Origin of the sequence: Kocuria sp. JC486 (assembly GCF_011602805.1) — a bacterium.
GTDB lineage: Bacteria > Actinomycetota > Actinomycetes > Actinomycetales > Micrococcaceae > Kocuria > Kocuria soli.
In genome coordinates, this window is record NZ_JAAOZS010000010.1 from 67587 (window position 1) to 81083 (window position 13497).

General features: G+C 66.3%; 9 protein-coding genes and 1 tRNA gene. 6 read left to right on the forward strand and 4 right to left on the reverse strand.

Annotated features, from left to right (window positions below):
* The first annotated feature begins 26 nt into the window (after positions 1-26).
* On the forward strand, positions 27-1487 hold the full coding sequence (locus GWK18_RS07080) for an APC family permease (protein ID WP_123825047.1): 1461 nt from the start codon (positions 27-29) through the stop codon (positions 1485-1487).
* A 105-nt stretch (positions 1488-1592) separates the two neighbouring features.
* Here the strand turns inward: GWK18_RS07080 and GWK18_RS07085 are convergent, their stop codons facing one another.
* Positions 1593-3443 (reverse strand): ABC-F family ATP-binding cassette domain-containing protein, encoded by a 1851-nt coding sequence (locus GWK18_RS07085; RefSeq protein WP_166834176.1) that lies wholly within the window; start codon positions 3441-3443, stop codon positions 1593-1595.
* Positions 3444-3593: 150 nt separating this feature from the next.
* On the opposite strand from GWK18_RS07085, the gene GWK18_RS07090 reads away from it, so the two are divergent.
* From GWK18_RS07090 to GWK18_RS07100, 3 genes are all read left to right on the forward strand, one after another.
* A tRNA-Gln gene (locus tag GWK18_RS07090) sits at positions 3594-3666 on the forward strand.
* Positions 3667-3751: 85 nt separating this feature from the next.
* Complete coding sequence (gene glmU, locus GWK18_RS07095) at positions 3752-5272, forward strand: bifunctional UDP-N-acetylglucosamine diphosphorylase/glucosamine-1-phosphate N-acetyltransferase GlmU (RefSeq protein WP_267900143.1); 1521 nt, start codon at positions 3752-3754, stop codon at positions 5270-5272.
* Entirely contained in the window at positions 5269-6249 is a 981-nt protein-coding gene (locus tag GWK18_RS07100; RefSeq protein ID WP_123825049.1) for a ribose-phosphate diphosphokinase, read from the forward strand. Before glmU ends, GWK18_RS07100 begins: the two co-directional genes overlap by 4 nt.
* Before the next feature lie 91 nt (positions 6250-6340).
* Here the strand turns inward: GWK18_RS07100 and GWK18_RS07105 are convergent, their stop codons facing one another.
* The 3 genes from GWK18_RS07105 to GWK18_RS07115 form a co-directional block, all read right to left on the reverse strand.
* The gene (locus GWK18_RS07105; RefSeq protein WP_166834178.1) at positions 6341-7570 is read right to left on the reverse strand and encodes an S-layer homology domain-containing protein; all 1230 of its coding nucleotides are present in this window, start codon (positions 7568-7570) and stop codon (positions 6341-6343) included.
* A 210-nt stretch (positions 7571-7780) separates the two neighbouring features.
* A complete protein-coding gene (locus GWK18_RS07110; protein WP_348535877.1) occupies positions 7781-9544 on the reverse strand; it encodes a GH25 family lysozyme in 1764 nt (587 codons plus the stop codon).
* A 195-nt stretch (positions 9545-9739) separates the two neighbouring features.
* Positions 9740-11434, reverse strand: a complete 1695-nt coding sequence (locus GWK18_RS07115; protein ID WP_245192984.1) for a sugar transferase — start codon at positions 11432-11434, stop codon at positions 9740-9742.
* 646 nt (positions 11435-12080) lie between these two features.
* Between GWK18_RS07115 and GWK18_RS07120 the strand changes: the two genes are divergently transcribed.
* Together GWK18_RS07120 and pth are read left to right on the forward strand one after the other, a co-directional pair.
* Positions 12081-12719, forward strand: a complete 639-nt coding sequence (locus GWK18_RS07120) for a 50S ribosomal protein L25/general stress protein Ctc (protein ID WP_123825051.1) — start codon at positions 12081-12083, stop codon at positions 12717-12719.
* Between the two features lie 123 nt (positions 12720-12842).
* Complete coding sequence (gene pth, locus GWK18_RS07125) at positions 12843-13424, forward strand: aminoacyl-tRNA hydrolase (RefSeq protein ID WP_166834182.1); 582 nt, start codon at positions 12843-12845, stop codon at positions 13422-13424.
* Positions 13425-13497 lie beyond the last annotated feature (73 nt).

The following is a 13497-nucleotide window of genomic DNA, read 5'->3' on the forward strand; positions in this document are numbered from 1 at the left end:
CGAAGACCTAGGAAAGAGGTGGGGTCATGTCGAAGCTCGACACCCAGGCCGTCGCGATGATCGAAGGTGGAGATCACGACGGTGAACTGCACCGCGTGATCGGTCCCAAACTGCTGTTGCTCCTGATCATGGGTGACATCATCGGCGCCGGAATCTTCGCGATCACGGGACGAGTCGCCGGTCAGGTGGGCGGCATGGCCTGGCTCCCGTTCCTGCTCGCGTTCGTGATCGCCACGCTCACCGCGTTCTCCTACCTGGAGCTGGTGACCAAGTACCCGTACGCGGCCGGTGCGGCGTTGTACACGCACAAGGCCTTCGGCATTCACTTCGTGACGTTCATCGTGGCGTTCACCGTGGCCAGCTCGGGCATCACCAGCGCCGCCACCTCGGCCACGCTAGTGGGCAAGAACCTGCTGATCGGCGTGAGCCAGTACATCGACGGCATCCCGCAGACCGCCACCGCCACCATGTTCATGGCCATGGGCATCATGGTGGTGCTGGCCACCATCAACCTGCGTGGTGTGGGCGAGAGCGTGAAGTTCAACGTGGTGCTAACTGTTGTGACCCTGGCGGTCATGGCCGTGATCATCGTGATCGGTTGCATTGCGATCGCCCAGGGCGAGGGTGATCCCGGGCGCTTGGTGGTCTTCGAGACCCCGCAGGACCGCAGTGTGTTCGGCGCTGTCTCCATGGCCACGGCGATCGCCTTCTTCGCGATGGTGGGCTTCGAGGACTCGGTCAACCTGGTCGAGGAGACCAAGAACCCCAAGAAGATCTTCCCCAAGATCATGCTCACCGGCCTGGGACTGTGCGCGATCATCTACATGCTCGTGGCCGCCACCGTGATCATGGTCGTCCCCGCGGGCGACATCGCGAACCCCAAGAATCCCGACGCCGGCATCCTGCTGGACGTCGTCCGGATCGGCGCTCCCGGGATCCCCGTGGACGCGATCTTCCCGTTCCTGACCGTCTTCGCCGTGGTCAACACCGCCTTGATCAACATGCTCATGGCCAGCCGCCTGCTCTACGGGTTGGCCCGGCAGGAGGTGCTCCCGAAGGTCTTGGGCAAGGTCCTGCCCAAGCGGAAGTCCCCGTGGGTGGCCATCATCTTCAGCACCCTGCTGGCCATCGGCTTGATCGCCTACGTGAACCAGAACTCGGAGAGCGGCATCGTGTCCGCGCTGGGCAGCACCACCGCGCTGCTGTTGCTGTGCGTGTTCGCCGTGGTCAACGTCGCCGTCCTGGTGCTGCGGCGCGACCCCACACCGGAGGGCGGATTCCGCACTCCCACCGTGTTGCCCGTCCTGGGCGCACTGTTCTCGCTGTTCCTGGCCGGCCCCTGGGCTCGTTCCCGGGAGGAATGGCTGCAGTATGAAATCGCCGGTGGTCTGTTGGTCATCGGAGTCGCGCTGTGGCTCGTCGCCTGGGTGGCCAACCTGCTGCGCAGCCCGGAGAAGGAACCGACCGAGGAGATCACTCGGTTCTGATCCTTCCCGCTCACAAGCTTATGTCTGCGTGGAGACGGTGCGCCTACGAGGCCGACTCCACACAGACATAAGGGTGTTTTCGTAGGGCTTGGGTAGGGCTTGGGATCAGAGCTGTTCGGAGAGCTCGAGCCAGCGTTCCTCGAGTTCCGTGTTCTCGTCCTCGAGTTCACGCAGCTGCTCCGTGAGTTTGCCGAGGCCTTCGAAGTCGGACTGGTCGTGAGCGGCCATCTCCGTGTGCTTGGCCTCGATGAGGCCCGCGAGTTTCTCCATGCGCCGCTCGATCGCCCCGACCTCCTTCTGAGCCGCGCGAGCTTCAGCCCCCGAGAGCTTCGGGTCGTCGGAAGCGGAATCGGAGGCCGCGGACGCGGCAGCCAGCGGGTTCGACGCCGCCGCGCCCGTGTCAGTCGCGGCCGCGAGCCGGAGGTATTCGTCCACCCCACCGGGCAGGTGGCGGAACCTCCCGTCCAACAAGGCGTACTGCTGATCGGTGACGCGCTCCAGCAGATACCGGTCGTGGGAGACCACCAGCAACGTGCCCGGCCAGGTGTCCAGCAGGTCCTCCATGGCCGCGAGCATGTCCGTGTCCAGGTCGTTCGTGGGCTCGTCCAGCACCAGCACGTTCGGTTCGTCCAACAGGATCATGAGCAACTGCAGTCGGCGCTTCTGCCCGCCGGAGAGATCCCGGACCGGAGTGGACAACTGCGCGCTGGTGAATCCCAGGCGTTCCAGCAACTGACCCGGAGTCATCTCCTTTCCGTCGGCCACGTAGGAGGTCTTCTTCCGCCCGACGACGTCCGAGACCCGGTCGTCCGCCACCTCCTCCAGCTCCCGCAGCTGCTGGGTCAGCACCGCCACCTTGACGGTCTTGCCGCGCACCACTCGCCCCGCGGTGGGTTCGAGTTCACCCGTGACCACCTGCAACAGGGTGGACTTGCCCGCACCGTTGCGACCCAGGATCCCCGTGCGCTCGCCGGGGGCGATCTGCCAGGTGACGCCGTCGAGCACGGTGCGCGGCTCGGTCGAGGCCACCGATTCGCCGTCGGGGGAGTACCCCTCGCGGGAGCCCATATAGGTGACCGAGATGTCTTCCAGGTCCACCACGCGCTTGCCCAGCCGGGTGACCGCCATCTTGGACAGGGCCACGGTGTCCCGCGGCGGCGGGACATCTGCGATCAGTTCGTTGGCGGCGTCGATCCGGAACTTCGGTTTGGAAGTGCGTGCGGGTGCGCCGCGGCGCAACCAGGCCAGCTCCTTCTTCATCAGGTTCTGCCGCTTGGCCTCGGCCACCGCGGCCTGACGGTCGCGCTCCACGCGCTGCAGCACGTAGGCGGCGTACCCGCCTTCGAAGGGCTCCACGATCCGGTCGTGGACCTCCCAGGTGGAGGTCGAGATCTCGTCCAGGAACCACCGGTCGTGGGTCACGACCACCAACCCACCTTGGTTCTTGGACCAGCGCTTGTTGAGGTGTTGGGCCAGCCACGCGATACCCTCCACGTCCAGGTGGTTAGTGGGCTCGTCCAGGAACAGGACGTCCCATTCCTGGGCCAACAGGGCTGCCAGTGCGGTGCGTCGTCGTTGTCCGCCGGAGAGCTCGCCCACGGGCTTTTTCCAGTCCAGATCCGCCACCAGGCCACCGATGACGTCGCGGACCTTGGCGTCGCCCGCCCACTCGTGTTCGTCGCGATTCCCGACGACGGCCTGCCCCACGGTCTGGGTCGGGTCCAACACGTCCGCCTGATCGAGCATGCCGATCCGGGTGCCGGAGCGAGAGGTCACACGGCCTTCATCGGGGTCGAGTCGCCCCGCGAGAATCTTCATGAGCGTGGACTTGCCGTCGCCGTTGCGGCCGACGATCCCGATGCGGTCGCCGCCGTCGATACCCACCGTCACACCCTCCAGGACGGTGCGGGTGGGGAAGGACAGGTGCAGGTTCTCGCCGTTCAACAAATGAGCCACCAGACAAGGGTACGGACTGCGCGCAAGGGAAAAGTCCGGTGCGGCCCGAATGATAGGGTGACTGACCGTGCACTTCGTGCACCGTCACGGAAGTCACCCCGGGAATTGACGGTCCCTTCACCGGGCTGACCACGGGGATTCCCGTGACGCTCCGCCTTGGTGTAATTGGCAGCACCCCGGCCTTTGGAGCCGTGGAGTCTAGGTTCGAACCCTAGAGGCGGAACGAATCGACACCAGTCGATGCCCGCCACCCGGCGCAGTTCTGCGGACGGGGCGCGGGCCAGTCGATCACGAGGAGCAGCCAGATCGTGACCAGCACCGACGCCGAGCAGGGCCCCGAGTACAACGCAGGGGAGGGCATCGCGCAACCGGCCGCTGTCATCGTCCTGGCTGCGGGTCAGGGCACCCGGATGAAGTCCAAACTGCCCAAGATCATGCACGAGATCGGTGGCCGGTCCATGGTGGGGCACGCGCTGGCCGCGGCCCGCACCCTGGACCCCCAGCGACTGGTCGTCGTGGTTCGCCACGACCGTGACCGCGTGGCCCAGCACGTCCTGGACTTCGACCCCCAGGCCCTGATCGCCGACCAGTCCGACGTCCCCGGAACGGGATCGGCCGTCCTGGCCGGGCTGCAGAAGCTCGACGAGAACGCCCCGGTCGAAGGCACCGTGGTGGTCACCTACGGTGACGTTCCGCTGCTGACCGCGGACACCCTGCGGGACCTGGTGGCCCACCACGATTCCCGCGGCAACGCCGTCACCGTGCTGACCGCCATCCACCCGGAGCCGGGCAAGTACGGCCGGATCCTGCGCGACGCGGACGGTTCCTTCGCCGACATCCGCGAGTTCAAGGACGCCAACCAGGCCGAACGGGCCGTGGCCGAGGTCAACTCCGGGATTTTCGCCTTCGACGCCACCGTCCTGCGTGACGCGCTGGACAAGGTCGACGTCAACAACGCCCAGGGTGAGATGTACCTGACGGACGTCCCCGCGATCGCCCGCGCCGAAGGCGGGCTTGTGGACGCCCTGACCATGGGCGACTACATGGAGTTGGAGGGCGCCAACGACCGCGTCCAGCTTGCCGAGCTGGGTCGCTACCTCAACCGGCGCACGGTCGAGTCCCACATGCGCAACGGGGTGAGCGTGATCGACCCCGCGACCACCTGGATCGGCTCGGACGTGGCCATCGCCGCCGATGCCGTGATCCACCCCAACACCCAGCTGCACGGCATCACCTCCGTGGGCGAGGACGCCGTGGTGGGCCCGGAGACCACGTTGACCAACGTGCGGGTGGGGCGCGGCGCCATCGTCGTGCGTACCCACGGATCCGACTCCACTCTCGGCGAAGGCTCCAGCGTCGGACCCTTCGCCTATCTCCGTCCGGGAACGGAGTTGGGTGCCGGCGGCAAGATCGGCACGTACGTGGAGACCAAGAACGCGCAGATCGGCGCGGGCTCCAAGGTCCCGCACCTGTCCTACGTGGGGGATGCCACCATCGGTGAGCACTCCAACATCGGGGCCGCAAGCGTTTTCGTGAACTACGACGGCGTGAACAAGCACCGGACCACAATCGGAAACCACGTCCGCATGGGGTCGGACAACATGTACGTTGCTCCCGTGACGGTCGGCGACGGTGCCTACTCGGGTGCTTCGACCACCGTGCGCAAGGACGTTCCGGCGGGGGCGTTGGCACTGACCGAAGGCCGTCAGGTCATCGTGGAGAACTGGGTGCTGGACAACCGCGCGGGAACCGCAGCAGCCGACGCAGCCCAGGCCGCCCAGGATTCGACCACCAGCCACAGCGATGCTCGAGAAAGCGAGTCACGATGACCGGGATCCTCAACTCAGGTGACAACCGTATGGTCCTGCTCTCCGGCAGGGCCCACCTGCAGCTGGCAGAAGACGTGGCCCGTGAACTGGGGACCGATCTGGTGCCCACGGATGCCTATGACTTCGCCAACGGTGAGACCTACGTCCGGTTCGGGGAGTCGGTGCGCGGCGCCGATGCGTTCCTGATCCAGTCCCACCCCGCGCCGATCAACCAGTGGATCATGGAGCAGCTGCTCATGCTGGATGCCCTCAAGCGGGCGTCGGCGCGTTCGATCACCGTGGTTGCCCCGTTCTACCCGTACGCGCGGCAGGACAAGAAGCACCGTGGCCGTGAGCCCATCTCCGCCCGTCTGATCTCGGACCTGTACAAGACCGCGGGCGCGGACCGGTTGATGTCGGTGGATCTGCACACGGCCCAGATCCAGGGCTTCTTCGACGGGCCCGTGGACCACCTCATGGCCATCCCGATCCTGGCTGATTACGTGAAGTCCATGGTGGGCGACGACGAGATCACCGTGGTCTCCCCGGACACCGGTCGCGTGCGCGTGGCTGAGATGTGGGCCGAGCTGCTGGGCCACACGCCACTGGCCTTCGTGCACAAGACCCGTGACATCACCCGCCCGAACCAGGCAGAGTCCAAGGAGGTCGTGGGCCAGATCGAGGGCCGGACCTGTGTGCTGATCGACGACATGATCGACACCGCGGGAACCATCTCCGGTGCGGTCAAGGTCCTGCGGGAGCACGGCGCGAAGGACGTCATCATCGCGGCCACGCACGCTGTGTTCTCCGACCCCGCGGTCGAGCGGTTGTCCAACTGCGGGGCGCGTTCCGTCGTCGTGACGGACACTCTGCCGGTGCCGGAGGAGCACCGGTTCGAGAACCTGGAGGTGCTCTCCATCGCGCCGCTGCTGGCGCGCGCGATCCAGGAAGTGTTCGAGGACGGGTCGGTCACGAGCCTGTTCAACGGCCACTCCTGATCGACACGAGAGCTTTCGACACGGAAAAGTGCCGATCCAGTCACTGGATCGGCACTTTTCCCTGTCGGAAGCTGCTCAGACCACCCTGCGGTCAGCCTTGGAGGTACCGCTGGATGAAGGCGGCCATCGCGTCCCGGTTGGTGGTCTCCAGTGGGCGGTAGGTGCCGTCGGACCAGCCCTTGGACACCCCCGACGCTGCCATCCAACGGATCGCCTCCGAATGAGCCTGGCCCGCTGACACGTCGGTGAAGCTCGCCGCGGAGCCGACTGCGGGAGATCCGGCCATGCGGTGGAACAGAGCGGCCGTGGCGTCACGCGTGATGTCATCGTTGGGCCGGAACGTTCCGTCAGGCCAGCCTTCGAGCAGGCCCTGGGACCTGGCCCAGGTGATCTGCTTGTAGAACGGGTGGCTCGTGGACACGTCGCGGAACGGGGAGACCGCTGGGGGCGTGAAAGCGGGGGATCCTGAGACCCGGTACGCGACGGCGGCCATGGCGTCCCGGTCGATCGGGGAGTGCGGGCGGAAGGTTCCATCGGACCAGCCCGTCAGGTAGCCCCGGTTCTTGACCCAGGAGATCGCGGAAGCGTGCTGTTGGGCGGCGGACACGTCTACGAACGGGCCGGGTGCCGCGGCCGGCTTGGGTGTGGACGTGGGTGCGGCCTTGACCGGGGCGGACTGGGTGGTGGTCGATCCGGTCACCGAACTGCGGGTGTCCGCAGGTTTGCCGCCGTTGGCGTATCCGCCACCGTTGACCACGGAGACGATGCGCCACGGTTGACCCGTCCGCGCCAGGCTCCCGTCCGCCAAGGTGACGCCGATGCCCACCACGGTCACCTTGGGATCCAGCAGCACGGCGTTGTGCGACGGGGAGCCCTTCCACCAGTTGACCAGCGCCACGGGATTGACGCTGTACTCCAGGGCCGTGATCTCCCGTTTGGTGGTCGCTCCGCCGAACCTCGAGTCGGAGAGGAAGTTGTTGGAGTGGTTGAAGTTCTCGTCACGCACCACTCGGTTGGATTCGTCCTGGGAGATTCCGCTGAGCGTGGGGGAGTACTTGACCGGCGCCAGCCCGCGGGAGGCGCGGTACTTGTTGATCTCCGTGAGGATCGTCTGCCGATGTCCGTCACGTGTTGCCTGTGAGGTGCTGACGATGTCCCCTTGGGCGGCGTGGGCCGGCGTCGTGGAGAGCAGGGGGCCCGTGACGACGGCGGCCGCGGACACCACGGCCGCGGCCAGCCAGAGGCGTGCGGGCCTGGGTGAGGCCGGGGCTGCGGCGGAGGACTGGGTGGCGCGCGGCGGCTGGGCAGGCACGATGGGCATGAGCGGTTGTTCCTTTCGGGCACAGGTTGAGATTCAACCCAGGAGAGGAAGGCCGCTGACGCGTTCCGGGCTGTCACCGAATTCGATGTTGTGGTTGTTGTGGTTGTTGTGGGCGGGTGGATGAGGTGGATCCGGACGGCGTGGTCGGTCGGGCTGTTGGGCCCGACCGACCACGGTCCGATTCCTGGCGACCGGGTGATCGCCAGGGGGTCAGTTGACGTAGCGGTAGAGGAAGGCGGCCATGGCGTCACGGTTGGTGGCGTTCAACGGCCGGTAGGTCCCGTCCGGCCAGCCCGTGGTGATGCCCTGGTTCGCGAACCAGTGGATCTCCTTGTAGAACTGTTGGCCGGGGCGGACGTCGGCGAACGACGACGTGGCCGGTGCCGTGTAGGCGGGCGAACCGTCCAGGCGGTAGAACAGGGCCGCCGTCGCATCACGCGTGATGTCCGCGTTGGGTCGGAAGGTCCCGTCCGGCCAGCCCTTGAGCAGGCCCTTTGAGCGGGCCCATGCGATCTCCTTGTAGAACTGGTGGGTGGTGGGGACGTCGGAGTACGGCGACCGGGCGGGCGGGGTGTAGGCCGGTGAACCCGCCATGCGGTAGGTGACGGCAGCCATCGCGTCCCGGTCGATGTTCTCGGTCGGGCGGAAGGTCCCGTCGGGCCATCCCTTCAGATAACCCCTGTCCTTGGCCCAGCTGATTTCCGTGACGAACTGGTTGGTCGCGGACACGTCCTTGAACGGTGCGGTCACGCCCGTGCCGGAGCTCCCACCCAGGGGTTTGTAGTTGGCGTTGCGGGCGAAGTCCTGCAGCTGTGACCATGAGCCGCCGTAGACGTTCGAGTCCCCGGAGAACGGGCCCGCCTCCGAGTACTGCCAGATGTCGTACGTGCTCCACCCGTTGGGCATGGGCCCGGGCGAGGTCGTCCAGTTGGCCAGGTGCAACGGGTGGTTGTTGAACATGTCCGTGTTGCCCGTGCACTGCTCCCACCAGTCCGTGGTGGTGTAGATGGCGGGGAGCCGGCCGGTGCGCTGCTTGTAGCGATCGGAGAAGCTCTTGATCCAGGCGCGCATCTCCTGCTGGGTGAGGTCGTAGCAGATGTTGCCGTAGGCCGGATACGGGTTGTACTCGATGTCCAACAGGCCCGGCAGCGTGCGCCCGTCCGCCGACCACCCGCCGCCGTTGTTCACGAAGTAATCCGCCTGGGCGGCACCCGTGGAGGTCTTGGTGGGAACGGCGAAGTGATAGGCGCCGCGGATCATTCCACTCTGGTAGGACCCGATGTACTGCTCGTCGAAGCTCGGCGACCGGTAGGAGGTGCCCTCGGTGGCCTTGATGTAGGCGAACCGGGAGCCCATGGCGTACTCGCCGGTCCAGTTCACGGACGGTTGCCAGGAGGACACGTCCATGCCCTGGATGCCCGCGGGCTGCCAGGCACCGCCCACGGTGACCATCGACATCGCCCCGGCCGGGCCCATGGCCGCCGGGGTCGCGGCGCCGTCGTCGGCCGTTGCGGATGTGGAAGGGGAGGAGGTGGATGGTGAGGAAGTGGACGGGGACGGCGTCGACCCGGTGACAGGCGCGTCCTGCGGGGAGTCGGTCTCCTCGCGGATCTGGTCCATGGTTTCGGCGGAGTCCTCCGATAGGTGGCCCGCAGAATCAAGACTCTTCTGGTACATGCCCATGGTTGCTCCGGGGCTGTCGTCGCCGGTCGTGGGAGGTGCGTCCGGGAGTTCCGGTGCGTCGTAGGAGGCCACCGCGCCGGGGTCGTAGGACACGACATCGCCGTCGGTGAGGGTGAGTTCTCCCTGGGGAGTTCCTTCCTGGCTTACGTATTCGTTGACCACGGACGGGGTTGGGGCCTCTTTTGCATTGGCCGGGGCAGAGGTGGAGATGGCCAGTGTGGTGAGGATCAGGGACAGGGTGACAGCGGTCGCGGTGGCAGAGCCCCGCGACGAGTGATTGGTGTGGATCACGCGTACGCCTATTCTTCGGGGGGTCATCCGGCGTCTGGGGGAGGGGAAGCTGGAAGCCGAACCGCTGCGAGTATAGCGTGATCATTTCGTTATGTTGCGGTCCTGCCCGGTTGGAACCCCTGGTGACCAGGGGTTCCAACCGAGCAGGACCGGCAGGGTGGATTCGGGCGGGTGGTTGGCGTACGGACGCGGCTGTCAGTACGCGCCCGACGGCGCGAAGACCGCCTTGACCGTCCGCAGCAGGATCAAGGTGTCTTCCAGCACGGACCAGTTCTCCACGTAATACAGGTCCAGGCGCACCGACTGGTCCCAGTCCAGGTCCGAGCGTCCCGAGACCTGCCACAATCCGGTGATCCCGGGCTTGACCCGCAGCCGCCGGTGAACATAGTCCTCGTACTTGTCCACCTCGGACTCCAACGGCGGGCGGGGGCCCACCAGGGACATCTCGCCCTTGAGGACATTCACGAACTGCGGTAGCTCGTCCAGGCTGTACCGGCGGAGGACCTTGCCGGGCTTCGTCACCCGGGGGTCGTCCTTCATCTTGAACAGCACGTCGCCCTGGGATTCGTTGGCGGCCAGCAGGGCCGCCTTGCGTTCCTCCGCGTCCGTGTACATGGAGCGGAACTTCAGCATCTTGAACCGTGATCCGTCCAGTCCCACGCGCTCCTGGCCGAAGAACACCGGGCCACGGTCATGTGCCTTGATCATGGCTGCCACGACGATCATGACGGGGGACAGCACGAGCAGCGCGAACATCGAGCCCAGGATGTCCATGCCGCGCTTGATGATTCGTCGTGACCGGGAAAGATGCGGTGTGGAGACGTGGATTAACGGAAGACCTGCCAGGTGCTGGGTGTGGATGCGCGGGCCGGCGATGTCCGTGAGGCCCGTGTTCATGACCAGACGGATGCGGGCGTCGGCCAGGTACCAGCTCAGGTGCCGGATCTCCGCAGAGCTCAACGGCGAGTTGTTGGTGAGTACCAGGGCCTGGACGCGGTTGCGATGCGCGGCCTCGAGGATTCCCGCCACGGTGGGGCGTTCGCCGACGGGGAGGGTGTTGCGGATCTCGATGTCCTTCAACTTGGCCGGAATCGGTTGCTTCCCCTTGGGGTAGTAAGCGACCACCGGTGCCAGGCCGGCTTCCACGTGGTCCTGCAACGACTGCACCGTCTCCAGGGTGCCGCGTTGGCGGCCCACGACCATGGTTCTGGACATGGCCGAGCGATTACGACGACGGCGGAACAGCAAGCTGGTGCGTAGGCCCCAGCGTCCGAGAACCAGGAAGACCAGCCCAAGGGGGAGGGCGATCATCACGTACCCGCGGGCGAAGGGCAGGGACAGGGCGAACGAGATGATCGCGATCGCACTGTAGAAGATCAACGTCGCGGTGGAGACCTCGCGCGACTCCTCCACGCCGTACCCGATCAGGCGGATGGCCCGGGCCCCGCGCAGGTCGAGCCAGGCCCACCAGGTGATGCCCAGGACAAGGCCGACGAACCAGTAGCTCACGGTCATTCCGTGCCATTCGAGATCGCCGCCGCCCCTGGACCCATCGGCCCCGAAGCGTCCGAGCTGGGCCAGCAGCAGCGTCGCGATGATGGCGACGGCGTCGACCAGGCGCATGGACCACACGTAGGCGGAGCGCCAGTCGTCACGGGGCTTGATGGGCGACTCCGGCACGGAAGGGGTCTCGCCCGGAATTACTTCCGGACCGCTGGGGTCCAGGATCCGGACCGGACCGGTGCTGGGTTGCGCCTGGGTGCCGTCACTCTCGGCGGGCATCCGGGCGGGTGCCGGGCCGCGTTGGGCGTCACGGTCGTGACGAGCGGCTCCGGTGGTCCGATGCCGGGCACTCATGCCGTCCACCGAGGAGTCGGTGATACTGGCCATCGTGTTGTTCCTCCCCCTCATGAGGTCAACCGTTGTGCAGTCAACCGTTCAAGACGATTCAGGGTGTCGATCCTCGACACCGCATCGGGCCGTCATTGCCGGGTGTGCCGACACAGCCGGAGAGCAGGCGGGCAGCACGGAAACGGGTTCGCCGTCGCGCGCTGGACCGTTGCATTCGGCTGAAAGCCCCAAGAGCCGCCCGTGTCCAACCGGGCGACTGTGGCCGGGCGACGAAACCAGCGCGATCCCCATCGCGGTTAGGGCGTCCGTCGCTTGACCCAGCCCTTTTTATCCTACGAGCAACGGCCCACTATAGGCGTCCCCAGATGTGTCCAAAACATGGACCTGTGGACCAAGTGGTGGGTGTCACAGCAGGTCGCGGCGCTGTGGTGCTCTCGTGCTAAAGTCGTCGGGTTGCCGAGGCGAGGGGAAGTCCGCGCGTGCGCGTCACGCCGCAGGAGGACCCGTTATCGACGAGGCTGGCTTGGAAATCGCACGAGTTCCCGTCGCATTCCGCCCCGCGGAAGCACGCTTCCGCGCTTCATGCGGGGCAACGACGAGATCACCGTGTTGAGGCAATGAGTCGGTCGCCCTGGGCCGGCGCAACACATTTGTCATTGCTCATCAACACGAGGAGTCCACCACCATGGTCGACGTCATCCGCATCCCCGGCGAGGTCCGCACCGATTTCGGCAAGGGCTACGCCCGCCGCATCCGCGCGAACGATCAGATTCCGGCCGTCATCTACGGCCACGGCCACGACCCCATCCACGTGTCTCTCCCGGGCCACGAGATGATGCTGGTCGCACGTAACTCCAACGCCGTCATCGAGGTCCTGGCCGACGGAGAGCACCTGTGCATGCTCAAGGACGTCCAGCGTCACCCGATCCGCCCGGAGATCCTCCACATCGACCTGCTGACGGTCAAGCGCGGAGAAAAGGTCGAGGTGGACGTTCCCCTGGTCCTCACCGGCGAGGTCGCCCCGACCGCCATGTACAACCAGGAAGAGACCTCCTTGACCGTCCTGGTGGACGCCCTCAAGGTGCCCGAGCAGTTCGAGGTCTCGATCGAAGGCCGTGAGCCCAACGAGCACGTCCTGGCCAGCGACGTCGAGCTCCCGGCCGGCGTTGAGCTGGTCACCGACGCCGAGATGCTGGTGGTCAACGTTTCCGAGCCCGTCGAGCAGGACCTGGGCGAGGAAGAGGAGACCGGCGAAGAGACCGAGGGCGAGGAAGCCGAGGGCGCTACCGAGGAATCCTCCGAGGAGTCCTCCGACGACGAGTGAGCGCATCTCCCCGATGCGCCTGACGGCACCCGAACCGCAGACCGGTTCGGGTGCCGTCACCCGTTGACGGTCCGGGCGGCGCCCGGTGGCGGATGAACGCAACGCACTGAATGGGATGAGGCAATGACGGATCGGTGGATCGTGGCGGGCCTGGGCAACCCCGGACCGCAGTACGAACGCACCCGACACAACGTCGGACACATGGTCGTGGACGAATTGGCGGCTCGCACGGGGGAGAAGTTCTCCGTGCACAAGCAGTCGCGCGCCCAGATCGCGGAGACCCGGCTACGGCCGGGCGGCCCGCGAGTGGTGCTGGTCAAACCCCTGACGTACATGAACGTCTCCGGTGCTCCGGTGGTCAACATCCTGAAGTTCTTCGGCGCCGACCCGGATCACCTGATCGTCGTGCACGACGAACTCGACATCGATTTCGACACCGTCAAACTCAAACGCGGTGGGGGCGAAGGCGGGCACAACGGGCTGCGGGACATCTCCAAGGTCCTGGGCACCAAGGACTACCTGCGGGTCCGGGTGGGAGTGGGACGCCCTCCGGGTCGGATGGACACCGCGGCGTTCGTCCTCAAGCCCTTCACCACCACGGAGGCCACTGCCCTCCCGTTGTTGCTGGACACCGCCGCGGACGCGGTCGAGAAGATCATCGACGACGGACTGACCGCCGCGCAGAACAGCGTCCACGCCCGCTGACCGTTCACCGGACGCAATGACGACGTGTGACCCGTGGTTTTCCGGCACTGGACTACCGTGGAAGCCACGCTTC

Bases quoted from the DNA above. Each gene is read 5' to 3' on its own strand.
- GWK18_RS07080 (WP_123825047.1), top strand. From the start codon at position 27: ATGTCGAAGCTCGACACCCAGGCCGTCGCGATGATCGAAGGTGGAGAT.
- GWK18_RS07100 (WP_123825049.1), top strand. From the start codon at position 5,269: ATGACCGGGATCCTCAACTCAGGTGACAACCGTATGGTCCTGCTCTCC.
- GWK18_RS07105 (WP_166834178.1), bottom strand. From the start codon at position 7,570: ATGCCCATCGTGCCTGCCCAGCCGCCGCGCGCCACCCAGTCCTCCGCC.
- GWK18_RS07115 (WP_245192984.1), bottom strand. From the start codon at position 11,434: ATGGCCAGTATCACCGACTCCTCGGTGGACGGCATGAGTGCCCGGCAT.
- GWK18_RS07120 (WP_123825051.1), top strand. From the start codon at position 12,081: ATGGTCGACGTCATCCGCATCCCCGGCGAGGTCCGCACCGATTTCGGC.
- pth (WP_166834182.1), top strand. From the start codon at position 12,843: ATGACGGATCGGTGGATCGTGGCGGGCCTGGGCAACCCCGGACCGCAG.